Raw genomic sequence first — 13,546 nt, forward strand, 5'->3', positions numbered from 1 at the left:
CGTTCCCGATATGGGGGAGGCCGTCCTCCTGCCTGTGTTGCCTAGATAGTCATTCTGGAGCGAGGCTCAAGCCTTCTTGTAGGCGGCAAGGTCTTCCAGGGTCGGGGCAGCTTCAAAGCCATTGGGCGGGTCCGGAATGAGGCGGGCGCGGGCGGCGGGCTCGCCCGTGGCTTCAGCCACCAATTCGGCCGTGCGTGTTTCAACCGCTTCGGTCAGCCGGGCGATGAACTCGTCCCGGGGCAGGCCGGGCGGGATCGGCTCGAGAAATTCGATGACGGCAGTGCCCTGGCGGCGCGGGCTTTCCTGCTGCTGCCAGAACACACCGATATTGGTGGCCACCGGCACGACGGGCACACCCATCGCCTCAGCCATGTGCCAGACGCCGGATTTGTAGCGGAAATGATAGCCAACCGGGGCCAGGTGGCCTTCCGGATAGATCAGCACACGGCGGCCATCGGCCTTGGCCTTGTGCATGCCATTGGCCAGCGAAGACGCTTTCTTCTCGCCGCCGCCGCACGTGTCGATGACGATGGCGCCGAGCTTCTTGAGGATGCCGCCGACCAGCGGGAAGCGTTCAAGATGATCGCCGGTGACGAAAGCCAGATCCTTGATTTCCGGATAGATCAGGAAGCCGTCGCCCCAGCTCTGATGCTTGGCGCCGATCACGAAGGCGCCTTCGGGCAGGCGCTCACGGCCGCGGACTTCCTTGCGGATGCCGGCGATGTGGCGCAGAGCGAAATTCATGGCCCGCGTATAGCTGCGGATGATGGCGCGCACCGGGCCATGGCCAGGCCATGCAAGGAAGGGCAGCGAGACAAGCACATAGCCAATCGAGAGAACCCAATAGGCCAGCTGGAAGAGAGTGCCACGCATGGAAATGCTCCGTAGGGGGAACGATCAGGACTTCAGAACGGCAAGAACGGCGCGTGCCAGGGCGGGCGCATGCCGGGAAAGCGGGCCGGGCAGGCGGTTGTAGATCTTGTTCTGACCCGCCTGCATCACCACGCCCAGCGCCATGGCGGCCTTCAGGGCAGGATCCCCCTTCGGAATCGCGCCGGCATCCATCAGGCCGGAAATGATCTGTTCCGTGACGGATACCGGATCATCTTCGCGCCGCCGGTCATAGGGCAGGTATTTGTGCAGCGAGACGAGGTGGAAGGAGAAGAGCAGGAAATCTTCATCAGCCAGGGCGCAATAGGCTGCAACGGCAGCATGCACCTTTTCATCCAGAGTGCCGGCCCCGCCCAGGGCTTCGGCCAGCATGACCGAAAGGCGGTTGTGGGTTTCCATGAACAGGGCGAGGGCAAGTTCGTCCTTGCCTTTATAGTGGCGGTAGAGGGCGCCTTCCGAAACCTGGGCGCTTTCGGCAATCTCCCGCGTGGTGGCAGCATCGACGCCGACATTCACGAACAGTTCAAGCGCCGCGCGCTCAATTTTCGGCCGGGCATCGCGCACGCGGGGGCGCCGGCCGGCAGCGTCCGTTTTCGTGACGACCGGTTTGGCAGTTGTTTTGGTGCGCGCGTCCTTGGCAGGGGCGCGCCTTGACGGTTTGCCCGACGGGGCAGCGGGGGTGGCTTTGCGGGCCATGGGCGGCAGCTCCTTTGATCTTCGTGCCCCGTGTATTACACAGGTCTGCAAAGATTGCAAGTGATCAATCGCTTACTAAATGATTTCAGGCGGATGCCGGAACGAAAAAGGGGGCCGGAAGGCCCCCTGAAACATTCTGCCGGCAAGGATCAGACCAGTTCGATGCGATAGCTTTCGATCACGGTGTTCGCCAGCAGCTTCTCGCACATTTCCTTGACGCGGGCTTCGGCTGCCGACTTGTCCGTCTGGCCCGTCAGATCCAGCTCGATGACCTTGCCAACGCGCGCGCCGCCGACTTCCTTATAGCCCATCCGGGCCAGGGTATCGGCTACGGCCTTGCCCTGAGGGTCCAGCACGCCGGATTTGAGGGATACGTGTACGACCGCTTTCATTATTTGCTGCCCCCGGTGAAGTGGATGACGTTGTCGGTCTCTTCGCCTGATTCCCGGATGATGCCGAGACGGCGTGCGACTTCGGCATAGGCCTCGGTCACGCCGCCCATGTCCCGGCGGAAACGGTCCTTGTCCATCTTCTCGCCGGTCTTGGCGTCCCACAGGCGGCAGCTGTCCGGGCTGATCTCGTCGGCCAGCAGGATGCGCGGCATGTCGTGATCGTTTTCGAACCAGCGGCCGAATTCGATCTTGAAATCGACAAGCCGGATGCCGGCGCCCGCGAAGAGGCCGGACATGAAATCGTTCACGCGCAGGGCGAGGGCGATGATGTCGTCATACTCCTGGGCGGTGGCCCAGCCGAAGGCGGCGATGTGTTCCTCGGAAACCATCGGATCATGCAGGGCGTCGTTCTTGAAGTAGAACTCGACCAGCGGGCGGGGCAGGGACTGGCCCTCCGGAATGCCCAGGCGCGTGGAGAGCGAGCCTGCGGCGATGTTGCGCACGACCACTTCCAGCGGAATGATATCCACCTTCCGCACCAGCTGCTCACGCATGTTGAGGCGGCGGATGAAGTGGTTGGGTACGCCAACGCTGGTCAGATGGGTCATCACGAACTCGCTGATGCGATTGTTCAGAACCCCCTTGCCATCCAGCACGGCCTTCTTGGTCGCGTCGAACGCAGTTGTGTCGTCCTTGAAATACTGGATCAGCGTGCCCGGTTCGGGGCCCTCATAGAGGATTTTTGCTTTTCCTTCGTAGATGACGCGGCGCTTGTTCATCTCAACCGGCCTTTCCTGCGCGTTCTGCGGGGATAGCGTTGCCAACGGGAATCATTCACCCCGCTCCCCTGAAGCGCGGACTGTTACGCCAAACCCGCGACAGAAACAATTATTGCGAACACCTGAGCATCCACCCTATATCAGCGCCGATAGACACCGGCAGATGTGAAAGGGCCACCTCCATGAGCACATTCGATGATCGTGAACGCGCAGAGGAAGCCCGTTACGCCCTGGATCAGGAAACGCAGTTCAAGATCAACGCCCGCCGCAACAAGCTGCTGGGCCTCTGGACCGCTGATCTGCTGGGCCTGAAGGACGCGGATGCTGAGGCTTATGCCAAATCGGTTGTGATCGCGGATCTGGAAGAGGCCGGCGATGATGATGTCGTGCGCAAGGTGCGCGGCGACCTCGAAAAGGCTGGCATTGTCCGCACGGATGTCCAAATCCGCGAGGAAATGGCCCGTCTTCTGCCCGTCGCGCGCGAGCAGATCATCAACGATATCAAGGGCTAAGAACCACCGGCGGCGTGTAATTGTCGCCGCAGCTGGGGCCCGTGCCACCCATCGGCACAAATGACACGCAGCTATAGTGGGCGCCGGTTCCGGAGGTGAAGGCCGGCTTTCCGGTCCAGCCCTCGATGAAGGGCTTGCCCACCCAGGCGCTCATCATGATCTTGCCGGGGGCGGCCGGAAGGCCAGTGTCTCCGGTGGGGGTGGTGTAGATCGGCTGTCCCTCGATGAACCAGGTAATCCCGTCCGGGGTCCATTCGAAGGCATAGAGGCGATCTGCGTCCGCCGCGTCGAAGGGCAGGTCAAAGCCCTCGAAGGCGCCGCGTTTGCCCTTCCGGAAATAGTTGAAGTGAACCTTGGTCGTGTCCTGGCCGAGGAATTCGATGTCCACTTCGTCATGGGGATCACCAAAGTATGGGCCGGTGAAGGTGAAGAAGGCCGAGACGGTGCCTGAGCCGCGGGCCGGGCGCATGATCACTTCATAGCGGCCATAGCCGTATTTTCCGGGGCTCTGCAGCTCGGCGATCGTGTAGGGCATGCTCTCGCCCTTTACGCGGTGGATCGAGAGCAGCGTGCCGCTGGAAGTCTCGGTGACGTTATCCTCGCGCCAGTTGCCGCCATAATGGGTCGCGTGGTTGTCATGAGTGGACGCGCGGAACGGTGTCTGGCCGCGCATGCGCGTCAGGAAAGCGTCCTGCTGGCGGTTCGGGATCACGGATTTGGGCGCTTCAGGCAGCACCGGCGTATAGGTTTCCGGACCCTTCCAGGGGAAGAATTGAGGCTGAAGCTGCGCGGCGCGCTGGCGGACGGAAGCGGCTTTCGGGGCAGGGAGCGCAGAAATTTCTGCAACCATTACAGTCTGTTCTGTGACGGGCGCCGGGGGCGACAGCGCAATCGCGCCGGTGGCCGCAACAATCGCCATGCACGCCACCACGACCAGATCAATGCTTCTGGAAAACCGGGTCCAGATTGCGGACTGAGCGTTGCCGATGTGGGCCATGACTGCCTCCGAAGGTTAACCCTTCGTGAAGAGCAAGTTATGCGCCAACTATTTGTTAAGCAAACCCCCTTCGCCCACTCCGGGAGTATCAGGAGGCGTCTTCGCCGCCATTGGCCGGGGCCGTCAGGGCGCTGCGGTTTCGCATCATGAACAGGGGAACTGACCCGATCGGCGTGATGGCCCAGTCGAGAGGCTGATCATGCGGCTCGGCGGGCACCTTGTCGATCTGCTGGGCGGCATAGGCCACCGCGCAGGCAAAGGCCCGGCCCTTGGCGCGCAGCTTTTCCAGGGCCCCATCATAATGGCCCCGGCCATAGCCGAGGCGGTTTCCCATCGTGTCATAGGCCAGCAGGGGCGTCAGAACGAGGGTGGGGGTGACTTCCGGTGCATCTGCCGGGGGCTCCGACAGGCCGAAAGGGCGCCGGTCCAGCGGCTCACCCGGCGACCAGAGCCGCCAGCTGATGCCGGTTTCCTCCATGCGGGGCAGGCACAGCTCTGCGCCGGCGCGGGCGAGCCTTTCCATCAGCGGGAAGGGATCGAGCTCTTCATTGATCGCGACATAGCCGGAGACCACGGGGCCATACCGCTCCAGCAATTTCATCGGAAAAATATCGGCCAGCTTTTCAGCCGCATCCGGATCGCGCGCAGCGGCTTCGGCGCGGATGGTGCGCATCCGGTGGCGCAGGGCGGTCTTGTCGGCTTCAATACTCATGAAAGCCCTCCTAGTGCTCGATGGGCGCAGCAGAAAGGGCAATAGCGCACAAGAACCACGTCGCCGCCGGGCACATTTCACTCCCGTCGACCTAGAGACTAGGTGGGCGCCGGATGAGCCAGGGCCACGGCCCCAGCCAGAGTGCCAGCCCCCTGACGGTAAGTAAGGTCGCCGGAGATCAGTCCCACGCGAGCGCAGCAGCCCTTGTGCCTGACAAATCTAGTGGCTCTGCCCCGCTTTGGAAAGCGGCTGGCAGCGCTCAGTTCTGTGTGATTTTGATATCGAATGAATACAGCAGGGTTTTCTGCTTGGCCGAAAAATTGTTGTCCGACACGATCCAGACGCGGATCAGCTGATCTGACAGGGCCTCAGCGGCGATACCCTCGAAATTGTCCACCAGAAGCGGGCGGCTGAGTGTGAGGGTTTCGGCCTCGCCTGGTCCCCAGGTCAGGCGGATGCGGTTGCCCTGAAGGGGATCCCAGGCGCGATACATGTCCAGGGTGCGGGCGGTGCCATCCGGCAGGGGGACGATCTCCCGGCCGACGAGACCGTGCAGGCTGGGGGCGGGGGCGGTGTTGCCGGTCCATTCGGCAGTGCCATCGGCGAGCACGCGGCCCAGCGGCGAGGTGCCGAGCATGCCCTCATAGCCAAAGCCGAGGGCGCCATCGGCTTCCAGGAAGATCGCCTCAGGGCCCTGATTCTCATCGATATTCCGGTTGTTATGCTGGCCGGGAAGATCGGCGACACGGGCCGCGCGGGCGGCTGACCCGCAGACGCCGAGCGCAAAGGCTTCGATCCGGAAGCTGCGCTCAAAGCTCACCAAAGCGAGGCCCTCCGACCAGACGAGGCCTTCGGCGTCGCCTTCTGTCTTGCCAGTCAGCATCATGCCGTCACTACCTTGCATATACGAGATTTTTGCGCCGGAGGGGGCGCCCTTCTCGAGGCCGATCCAGACGAAGGCGCCCGCATCGGTCACGCTCAGCAGGCCGCCGCCTTCAGAGGCCGGCAGCAGGGCGAGACCGGAGAGCCCGCCGACATTGGAGTTGGATGAGGTGAGTTCCCAGGCCCCTGAAACGGTTACGGTTTCCGGAATGCGGCGGGCGATCTGGGCGGCGTCGCCCAGGGAAACGGGGGTGACCGAGAGGTCTATGGGGAGGGGCTCCTGATGCGGGGTGCCGGGCGGGCAGGAGGCGGCGATCAGCGCGCTGGCATGGTCGGCGGCGCGCCAGAGACCGTCCCGGCCGGTAGCATCGGGTGACACGGCCTGGACATTTTCGGACACATCCGGACTCTGGCGGACATCCGCGATCACCGGGGCGCCATTTACGACCACTTCTTCCGGCCCTGCGCAGGTGACCAGGAAGCCGGCGGCCATCAGGGCAGTCAGTAGGGCGCGGAAACGCATGGGGGCTCCTGTGGCGGGCTTCACGGGTGGCTATTGCGGCGAATGCCGACTACCGGATGACAAAGGTCTGACCATTTCGTGAAAAGGTGTGCGGCCCCCTCTGGATTTAGAAAGCGAACCCTTTCAGGTTCAGCGGCATGAGTCAGATACCGCTTGCCCGCCGCTCCCCCATTCCGCCGGAAAACTGCAACCTGGCGCGCGCCATCGAGCTGATCGGGGACCGCTGGACGATGCTGATTCTGCGGGCGGCGCTTTATGGCGTGCGCCGGTTTGACGATTTCCAGTCGGAGCTGAAATGCCCGCGCACGGTGCTGTCTGGCCGGCTGAAGACGCTGGTGGATGCCGGGCTGCTGACCAAGCGGGCCTACAAGGTGCCCGGCAAGCGGGCGCGGCCGGAATATGTGCTTTCGGCGATGGGCATCTCCCTGCGCCCGATCCTGATTGGCCTGACCCAGTGGGGCGACGTGTGGCTGGGCCAGGGCGAGTCGCCGCCGATCAGCTTCACCAAGGCCGGATCGAAAAGCGCCATCCGGGCTGCCTTCGTGGACGCAGAGGGGCGCGAGGTGCGTCCGGATCAGATCCGGGCAGTGCTGCGCGGGTAACTCACAATTTGTGCAGAGGACGCCTCATTTGGCTCTTGCAAAGCCGCCGCTTCCCGCATATTCCGTCCGCTCCGCTGACAAGGCGGACATACCTGTCGGATGCGGGCGTAGCTCAGGGGTAGAGCACAACCTTGCCAAGGTTGGGGTCGAGAGTTCGAATCTCTTCGCCCGCTCCAGACAGAAAACAGCCGGACATTGGAATTGAAACAGCGCGCCTTGCGGCGGCGCTGTCATGGCGTTTGTGCATATGGGGAACGCTCAGCTTGTGAAGCGGATGGCGATGTCGTGGCCATCCTGGCGGATGAATTCGGCGGGGGTGTTGATGCCGAGTTTGGCGGAGACGAAGAAGAACTTGCCCGGAAGCATGACCTTGTTGCGGAACCGGATGCGCGCCCCGGATTCGGAGATGTCTATGCAGACGCCTTCTTCGCGGCCTTTCGGCTCCCACACCAGAACGCAGGGCGCCCAGGTTGACTGGCGGTCAGCACGGGGGCGGCGCCGGATGAGCTTGGTGTGATCGGCAGGCGTGTTGGTGCGCAGAGCCGCTGACAGGCGCTCCGGCGAGATCGGCGTACCAGATTTTTTGCCGAACACCACGAGCGCGATCTGACCTCCTCAGAAAAAGCGAGTCGCGTACAAAATGTCCCAATTCGGGGCAGATGGAAACCCCGCCTACTGCCGCAGGGGGGGCTTTGAAAAATTGACCGGTTTTCGGCAATTTCAGGCCGCGACAATCGGCTTTGACAATAGCGCTCGCCAGATTGCATTTGCCGCATTATCTCAAAAGATATATCTATTGGTTTTGAGGGTTTTGTGGCGACCTTATTCGACAAGCTGTGGGATCTGCACCGGGTGGGCGATGCGGGCGATGGGGAAGACCTGATCGCCATCGACCGGCTGCTGCTGCATGAGCGCACCGGCGGCGTGGCGCTGAAATCTCTGGCCGCCAATGGCCATCCGGTACTCGACCCGGCGCGCGTCTTTTCGATCATGGATCATATCGTGTCGTTCCGGCATGGCCGCGGGCGGAATGAAGCGCGCAGCCCCGGCGGGGAGGCCTTCATTCTTGAAACACGCGAGATGGCGCAGAATGCGGGCATCCACCTGATCGACACCGACAGCCCGGCGCAGGGCATCGTGCATGTGGTGGCACCCGAACTGGGCATTGCGCTGCCCGGCCTGACGCTGGTTTGCCCCGACAGCCATACCTGCAGCCTCGGCGCGCTGGGCGCGCTAGCCTGGGGCATCGGGTCCAGCGACGCCGAACATGCGATGGCAACCGGCACATTGCGCGCCGCAAAGCCCCGGCAGATGCATATCCGCGTTTCCGGCAAGCTGGCCCCCGGGGTTTCGGCAAAGGACCTGGCGCTTTACATCATCGCCCGCTTTGGCGCCGATGGCGGCAAACGCTGCGCCATCGAATATTCGGGTGAGGCGATCCGTGATCTGAGTATCGAGGGGCGCCTGACCCTTTGCAACATGGCGGTAGAGTTTGCCGCATTCACGGCGCTGATCGCGCCCGATGCCAGGACGCTGGATTATGCCTGCGGGCGGGCGTTCGCACCGTCTGCGGCGCAGGAAGAGGCGGCGCTGGCGCACTGGGCGGAGCTGCACACGGACCCCGGCGCGGTGTTTGATGAAGTGCTGGAGGTGGACGCCGGCAAGGTGCAGCCGCAGGTGAGCTGGGGCACCAGCCCGGAAGATACAACGGCGCTGCGAGAGGCCATTCCGGCCGACGCAGGCACGCGGGCGCTTTCCTATATGGGGTTGAAGCCTGGGCAGTCTGTCTACGGATTGCCGATCGGCGGGGCGTTTATCGGATCCTGCACCAATGGGCGTCTCAGCGACCTGAAGGCGGCGGCGGAAATTCTCAAAGGGCGGCGGATTGCGCCGGGTGTGCGCGCGGTGTGCGTGCCGGGATCTCAGGCGGTGAGCCGGGAGGCCGAAGCGCTTGGCATCGACCGGATTTTCATCGAGGCAGGCTTTGAATGGGGCGCCCCGGGATGTGCGATGTGCTTCTATGCGGGCGGGGAAACCTTCCCGCCGGGAACGCGGGTGATGTCGTCTACCAATCGCAATTTCGAAGGGCGGCAGGGCCCGGGCGTGCGCACGCATCTGGCGAGCCCGGCCGTGGTGGCCGCCTCGGCGGTTGCGGGCATGATCTGTGCGCCCTCTGACATTCTTGTAGCTGGAGGCGTTGCCTGATGCCGACCCCGTTCCGCCATCATCGCGGCGTGGCCGCTCCGTTGCCCGCCGACAATGTGGACACCGACCAGATCATCCCGTCGCGGGAAATGAAGGCTGTCAGCCGCGACGGCCTTGGTGAGGGGCTGTTTGCGGGCTGGCGCTATACCGTTCCGGGCGGGCGCGAGCCGGTGGCTGATTTCGTGCTGAACCGGCCGGAGCAGGCAGGCACGTCCATCCTGGTTTCCGGCACCAATTTCGGCTGCGGATCCTCGCGGGAGCATGCCGTCTGGGCACTGATGGATTATGGCGTGCGCGCGGTGATCGCCAAATCCTTCGGCGAGATTTTTCACGGCAACTGCGTACGCAACGGTATTCTGCCGGTGGCGCTGCCCGAGGGGGAGGTTGACCGGCTGCTGAAACTGGACGGCGGCGCCGAGATCGCGATTGACCTGGAGGCGCAGACGATAACGGCAGCGGCATTACCAGGCTGGACGGGGCGGTTTGAGATCGGCGCGTATGCCAAGCGGCTGCTGCTGGAGGGGCTTGACCCTATCGGGCTGACCCTGCTGCAGGCGCCGGCGATCCAGGCCTATCAGCAGGCAGATGCCGCAAGGCGCCCCTGGGTTTATGCCGGGGGCTGACTTCAGCTGACCTGGACGAGACCGCGGCTGACGAGATCTTCAATTTCTTCCGGCGAGTGACCGAGAGCGCCCAGCACTTCGACCGAATGCGCGCCGATGCGGGGCGGATCGAGCATCAGGCCGGGGCGGTCATCATCCAGCGTCAGCGGCAAGGCGGGGAGAGATACCTCGCCGCCTTCGGGAAGCTGCATGTTCAGCAGACTGCCATTGGCGAGGAGGTGGGGGTCTTCCAGCAGGTCTTCCGGGCGCTGGATAGGCGCGAAAGGCAGGCCGATCTTTTCCAGCTTGTCCATCAGATCCTGCTTGGAATAGCCGGCGAACAGGGCGCGCAGGCGGGGCAGGATAAGGTCGCGGCGGGCAACACGGTCATTGTTTCCGGCCAGGTCGGGGGCGGCGGCCCAGTCATCCAGACCGAAGGCCTTGCAGAAAGACGTCCACTGACCATCGGAGACAACGCCGACGAAGACTTTCTCTTCGTCCTTTGTATCGAACACATCATACACGGCCCAGGCCGAGACGCGCGCCGGCATGGGCGCAGCGGGCGAACCGGTGACGGCGTATTGGGCGATATGCTGGCCGACGAGGAAGACGGTGGTTTCAAAGAGGGAGGCTGTGACGTGCCGGCCCTTGCCGGTCGTCTGGCGCTCGTTGAGGGCGGCGAGGACGCCGATGGCGCCGAACATGCCGCCGGTGACATCAATGACAGAGGCGCCCGCGCGCAGCGGCCGGCCGGGAGGGCCTGTCATATAGGCAAGGCCGCCCATCATCTGGGCCACTTCATCCAGCGCCGTCCTGTGCGCATACGGACCGTCCAGGAAGCCTTTTTCCGAACAGTAGATAAGGCGCGGATTGCGCGCGGAGAGGGCGCTATAGCCAAAGCCGAGCGCTTCGAGGGCGCCGGGGCGGAAATTCTCGATGAAGACATCGGCCTGATCGGCCAGGGCGAGGGCAATGGCTTTGCCTTCCTCGGACTTCAGGTCGATCGCGAGGCTTTTCTTGTTCCGGTTATACATCGGGAAATAGCCCGCGCCGGAACCCTTCAGATTGCGCGTCTTGTCGCCCCCAATGGGTTCGACCTTGATGACCTCAGCGCCGAGATCGGCGAGGACAAGGCCGGCAGCCGGCCCCATCACCATATGGGTGAATTCCAGCACGCGCAGGCCTGACAGCGGTCCGCCGGTTTCACTCATACCTGATACTCCTTGAACTTCCTGCCCGCGATGATTGCCATTACTTGCTCAAATGATATATCTTTTCAAGCAAGGGCATACATTCTTTGATATAACAATCAGGTGGAATTCGATGAGCAGCGTATTGATCAGCGAAGTTGGGCCGCGCGACGGCCTGCAGAACTGCAAGGCGATCATGCCCACGGCGGAGAAAAAGCGCTGGATTGCGGCGCTGGCTGAAGCGGGCGTGACGGAGATCGAGATCGGGTCTTTCGTGTCGCCCAAGCTGCTGCCGCAGATGGCGGATACGGCGGAAGTGCTGGATTTCGCCGTGACGATTCCGGGCCTGACGGTGGCCGTGCTGGTGCCCAATCTCAAAGGCGCGCAGGCGGCGATTGCGGGCGGCGCACACAAGATCACGCTGCCGATGTCTGTCTCGGAAACCCATTCGCTGCGCAATATCCGGCGCACGCATGCGCAGGTGATCGAGGAGGCGCGGGCGATTGCCGATCTGGTGAAATCGCTGCCGGAGGGGCCGCGGCCGCATTTTGAAGGGTCGCTCTCCACGGCATTCGGCTGCACGCTGGAAGGGCCGGTGCCGGAGGCGAGGATCCTGCGCTGCGCCGAGCAGCTGATGTCGGCGGGATGTGATGAGGTCGGCCTGTCGGACACCACGGGCTATGGCGACCCGGCGTCCGTGAAACGGCTGATCCGGGCGGTGCGCGGGGTGGTGGGGACAGAGAACCTCACGGGCGTACACCTGCACAACACGCGCGGGCTGGGGCTGGCCAATGCGCTGGCTGCCTATGAGGAAGGCATCACGACGTTTGACGGCTCGCTGGGCGGGCTGGGCGGGTGCCCGACGGCGCCCGGCGCGAGCGGCAATGTTGTAACCGAAGACATGGTGTTCATGTTCGAGGCGATGGGCATTTCGACCGGCATTGACCTGCGCAAGCTGATGGCGACGCGCGAGATCGTGGCAGCGGCGCTGCCGGGGGAGGAGCTTTACGGCTTCACCCCGAAGGCGGGCCTGCCGCTGGGATTCAAGGGCGAGCCGGTGCCGGCTGTGGCAGCAGCAGGCTGAAGGCGGGCGAGGGGTGCAGGCAAATCTTCCGGCGCTAATCACACTGATCGGGTATGCGGTGCTGCTTGTGGGCGTGAGCCTTTGGGCGGCACGGGAGGTACGCTCTGAGGCGAGCTCTTTCCTTCTGGGCGGGCGGTCGCTGGGGCCGCTGGTTTCCGGGCTGGCCTATGCGGCGTCCAGTTCGAGCGCCTGGGTACTGCTGGGCTATTCGGGGTTTGTGTACAGCACGGGCCCCTCTGCGCTGTGGATGATCCCGGGCATTCTGCTGGGCTACGGCGCGGTGTGGCTGTTTGCCGGGCCTGTGCTGCAGGCCGCGAGCCGGGACAAGGACCAGCTGACGCTGACCGCCTTCCTGACCGAGACAGCTGGGCCGCGGGTGACGCGGCTGATCCAGATTTCGGCGACACTGATGATCGCCTTCTGCTTTTCCTACTATATCGCCTCGCAGTTTCAGGGCGCGGGCGTGGCCTTTGATGATCTCTTCGGCATCGGCATGACCGGGGGCATCCTCCTGGGCGCCGTGATCATTCTGGCCTACACCTTTGCGGGCGGCTTCCTTGCGGTGTCGGTGATCAATACCGTGCAGGGCGTGATCATGATGCTGGTGGCGATTGTGCTGCCGCTGCTGGCATTCAGCGCGGCGGGCGGGGCTGGCGGCATTGCCAGCGCGCTAGGCGAGGCGCCGGCCGGTTACCTCTCCACCTTCGGCGGGCGGGCGGGCTGGGTTGCGGCAGGTTTTGTTCTGGGCATGACGGCGACGGGGTTTGGCGCGCTGGGCCAGCCGCATCTGATCAGCTGGATCATGGCGGCGCGCGATTCCAGGGCGCGCGTGATGGGCGCGGGCGTTGCCATCGGCTGGGGCGCGGTGGTCTATGCGGGCATGGCGGTTCTCGGGCTTTCGGGGCGGGCCCTGTTTGGCGCCGACGCGCCGGCTGAAGGCATCTTCTTCAAACTGGCCGGAGACCTGCTGCCGGGTATTCTTTCCGGGATTGTCGCGGCGGCGATCCTTTCCGCGATCATGTCGACCGTGGACAGCCAGCTTCTGGTGGCGAGCGGGGCGATCAGTCATGATCTTGGCGCGGCGCGCCTCATGGGCGGGCGAACGGTTCTGGCGACGCGCCTTGCCATGCTGGCTGTGAGTGTGATCGCGGTGGGGCTGACGCTGGCGCTGCCCGCAACGATCTTTGACCGGACGCTGTTTGCATGGTCGGCCCTGGGCGCGAGTTTCGGGCCGGTGGTGGTGTTGCGCGCCTTTGGCAGGCGGCCGGGTGGGCCAGAGGTGCTGGCTGCGATCCTGGCAGGATTTGTGACGTCGCTCGCTTACGAATTTTTCCTCGATTCCGGGCCGGGAGCTGTCTGGGCCCGCACAGTGCCCTGGCTTGCGGCAGTCGCGGCGCTGATGCTGGTCAGAATTGTTGCAGGGCAGCACAAAGAGGCGCTTGGCGCCTCTGCCAAGTTGTGAGATGCAAAAGATATAAC

The 13,546-nt window shown here is 63.8% G+C and carries 15 protein-coding genes and 1 tRNA gene; 7 read left to right on the forward strand and 9 right to left on the reverse strand.

Annotated features, from left to right (window positions below; translation table 11 throughout):
* Window positions 1-66: 66 nt before the first annotated feature.
* The 4 genes from ACQKI2_RS04195 to purC all read right to left on the reverse strand — a co-directional run bounded on the left by ACQKI2_RS04195 (window position 67) and on the right by purC (window position 2,758).
* Window positions 67-873, reverse strand: a complete 807-nt coding sequence (locus ACQKI2_RS04195; RefSeq protein WP_035598587.1) for a lysophospholipid acyltransferase family protein — start codon at window positions 871-873, stop codon at window positions 67-69.
* A 24-nt stretch (window positions 874-897) separates the two neighbouring features.
* On the reverse strand, window positions 898-1,587 hold the full coding sequence (locus ACQKI2_RS04200; protein ID WP_427378459.1) for a TetR/AcrR family transcriptional regulator: 690 nt from the start codon (window positions 1,585-1,587) through the stop codon (window positions 898-900).
* A 149-nt stretch (window positions 1,588-1,736) separates the two neighbouring features.
* A complete protein-coding gene (purS, locus tag ACQKI2_RS04205; protein WP_035598585.1) occupies window positions 1,737-1,979 on the reverse strand; it encodes a phosphoribosylformylglycinamidine synthase subunit PurS in 243 nt (80 codons plus the stop codon).
* Window positions 1,979-2,758, reverse strand: a complete 780-nt coding sequence (purC, locus tag ACQKI2_RS04210; RefSeq protein ID WP_035598583.1) for a phosphoribosylaminoimidazolesuccinocarboxamide synthase — start codon at window positions 2,756-2,758, stop codon at window positions 1,979-1,981. Before purC ends, purS begins: the two co-directional genes overlap by 1 nt.
* A 182-nt stretch (window positions 2,759-2,940) precedes the next feature.
* On the opposite strand from purC, the gene ACQKI2_RS04215 reads away from it, so the two are divergent.
* Window positions 2,941-3,270, forward strand: coding sequence for a DUF1476 domain-containing protein (locus ACQKI2_RS04215; RefSeq protein WP_427378460.1), 330 nt, complete (start codon window positions 2,941-2,943; stop codon window positions 3,268-3,270).
* On the opposite strand, the gene ACQKI2_RS04220 is transcribed toward ACQKI2_RS04215, so the two are convergent.
* From ACQKI2_RS04220 to ACQKI2_RS04230, 3 genes are all read right to left on the reverse strand, one after another.
* On the reverse strand, window positions 3,260-4,267 hold the full coding sequence (locus ACQKI2_RS04220) for a family 16 glycosylhydrolase (RefSeq protein ID WP_427378461.1): 1,008 nt from the start codon (window positions 4,265-4,267) through the stop codon (window positions 3,260-3,262). The two genes, ACQKI2_RS04215 and ACQKI2_RS04220, sit on opposite strands and share 11 nt — an antisense overlap.
* 88 nt (window positions 4,268-4,355) lie before the next feature.
* Entirely contained in the window at window positions 4,356-4,979 is a 624-nt protein-coding gene (locus tag ACQKI2_RS04225; protein WP_035598578.1) for a 5-formyltetrahydrofolate cyclo-ligase, read from the reverse strand.
* A gap of 259 nt (window positions 4,980-5,238) precedes the next feature.
* On the reverse strand, window positions 5,239-6,384 hold the full coding sequence (locus ACQKI2_RS04230; RefSeq protein WP_427378462.1) for an esterase-like activity of phytase family protein: 1,146 nt from the start codon (window positions 6,382-6,384) through the stop codon (window positions 5,239-5,241).
* Between the two features lie 137 nt (window positions 6,385-6,521).
* On the opposite strand from ACQKI2_RS04230, the gene ACQKI2_RS04235 reads away from it, so the two are divergent.
* Complete coding sequence (locus ACQKI2_RS04235; protein ID WP_427378463.1) at window positions 6,522-6,986, forward strand: winged helix-turn-helix transcriptional regulator; 465 nt, start codon at window positions 6,522-6,524, stop codon at window positions 6,984-6,986.
* A 101-nt stretch (window positions 6,987-7,087) separates the two neighbouring features.
* A tRNA-Gly gene (locus ACQKI2_RS04240) sits at window positions 7,088-7,162 on the forward strand.
* 82 nt (window positions 7,163-7,244) lie between these two features.
* Here the strand turns inward: ACQKI2_RS04240 and ACQKI2_RS04245 are convergent.
* Entirely contained in the window at window positions 7,245-7,583 is a 339-nt protein-coding gene (locus ACQKI2_RS04245) for a PilZ domain-containing protein (RefSeq protein ID WP_427378464.1), read from the reverse strand.
* A gap of 216 nt (window positions 7,584-7,799) precedes the next feature.
* On the opposite strand from ACQKI2_RS04245, the gene ACQKI2_RS04250 reads away from it, so the two are divergent.
* Both ACQKI2_RS04250 and leuD read left to right on the forward strand, forming a co-directional pair.
* A complete protein-coding gene (locus tag ACQKI2_RS04250; RefSeq protein WP_427378465.1) occupies window positions 7,800-9,191 on the forward strand; it encodes a 3-isopropylmalate dehydratase large subunit in 1,392 nt (463 codons plus the stop codon).
* Window positions 9,191-9,814: a 3-isopropylmalate dehydratase small subunit gene (gene leuD / locus ACQKI2_RS04255; protein ID WP_427378466.1), complete on the forward strand. Its 624-nt coding sequence runs from the start codon at window positions 9,191-9,193 to the stop codon at window positions 9,812-9,814. The genes ACQKI2_RS04250 and leuD overlap by 1 nt, the downstream gene beginning before the upstream one ends.
* Before the next feature lie 2 nt (window positions 9,815-9,816).
* Here leuD and ACQKI2_RS04260 read toward each other — a convergent pair whose 3' ends face one another.
* Entirely contained in the window at window positions 9,817-11,004 is a 1,188-nt protein-coding gene (locus ACQKI2_RS04260; protein ID WP_427378467.1) for a CaiB/BaiF CoA transferase family protein, read from the reverse strand.
* Window positions 11,005-11,116: 112 nt separating this feature from the next.
* Here ACQKI2_RS04260 and ACQKI2_RS04265 point away from each other — a divergent pair, with 112 nt between their 5' ends.
* Window positions 11,117-12,067, forward strand: a complete 951-nt coding sequence (locus ACQKI2_RS04265) for a hydroxymethylglutaryl-CoA lyase (RefSeq protein WP_427378468.1) — start codon at window positions 11,117-11,119, stop codon at window positions 12,065-12,067.
* A 13-nt stretch (window positions 12,068-12,080) separates the two neighbouring features.
* Window positions 12,081-13,529, forward strand: coding sequence for a sodium/proline symporter (locus tag ACQKI2_RS04270; protein WP_427378469.1), 1,449 nt, complete (start codon window positions 12,081-12,083; stop codon window positions 13,527-13,529).
* Window positions 13,530-13,546 lie beyond the last annotated feature (17 nt).

The organism is Hyphomonas sp. NPDC076881, assembly GCF_050269995.1.
GTDB lineage: Bacteria > Pseudomonadota > Alphaproteobacteria > Caulobacterales > Hyphomonadaceae > Hyphomonas.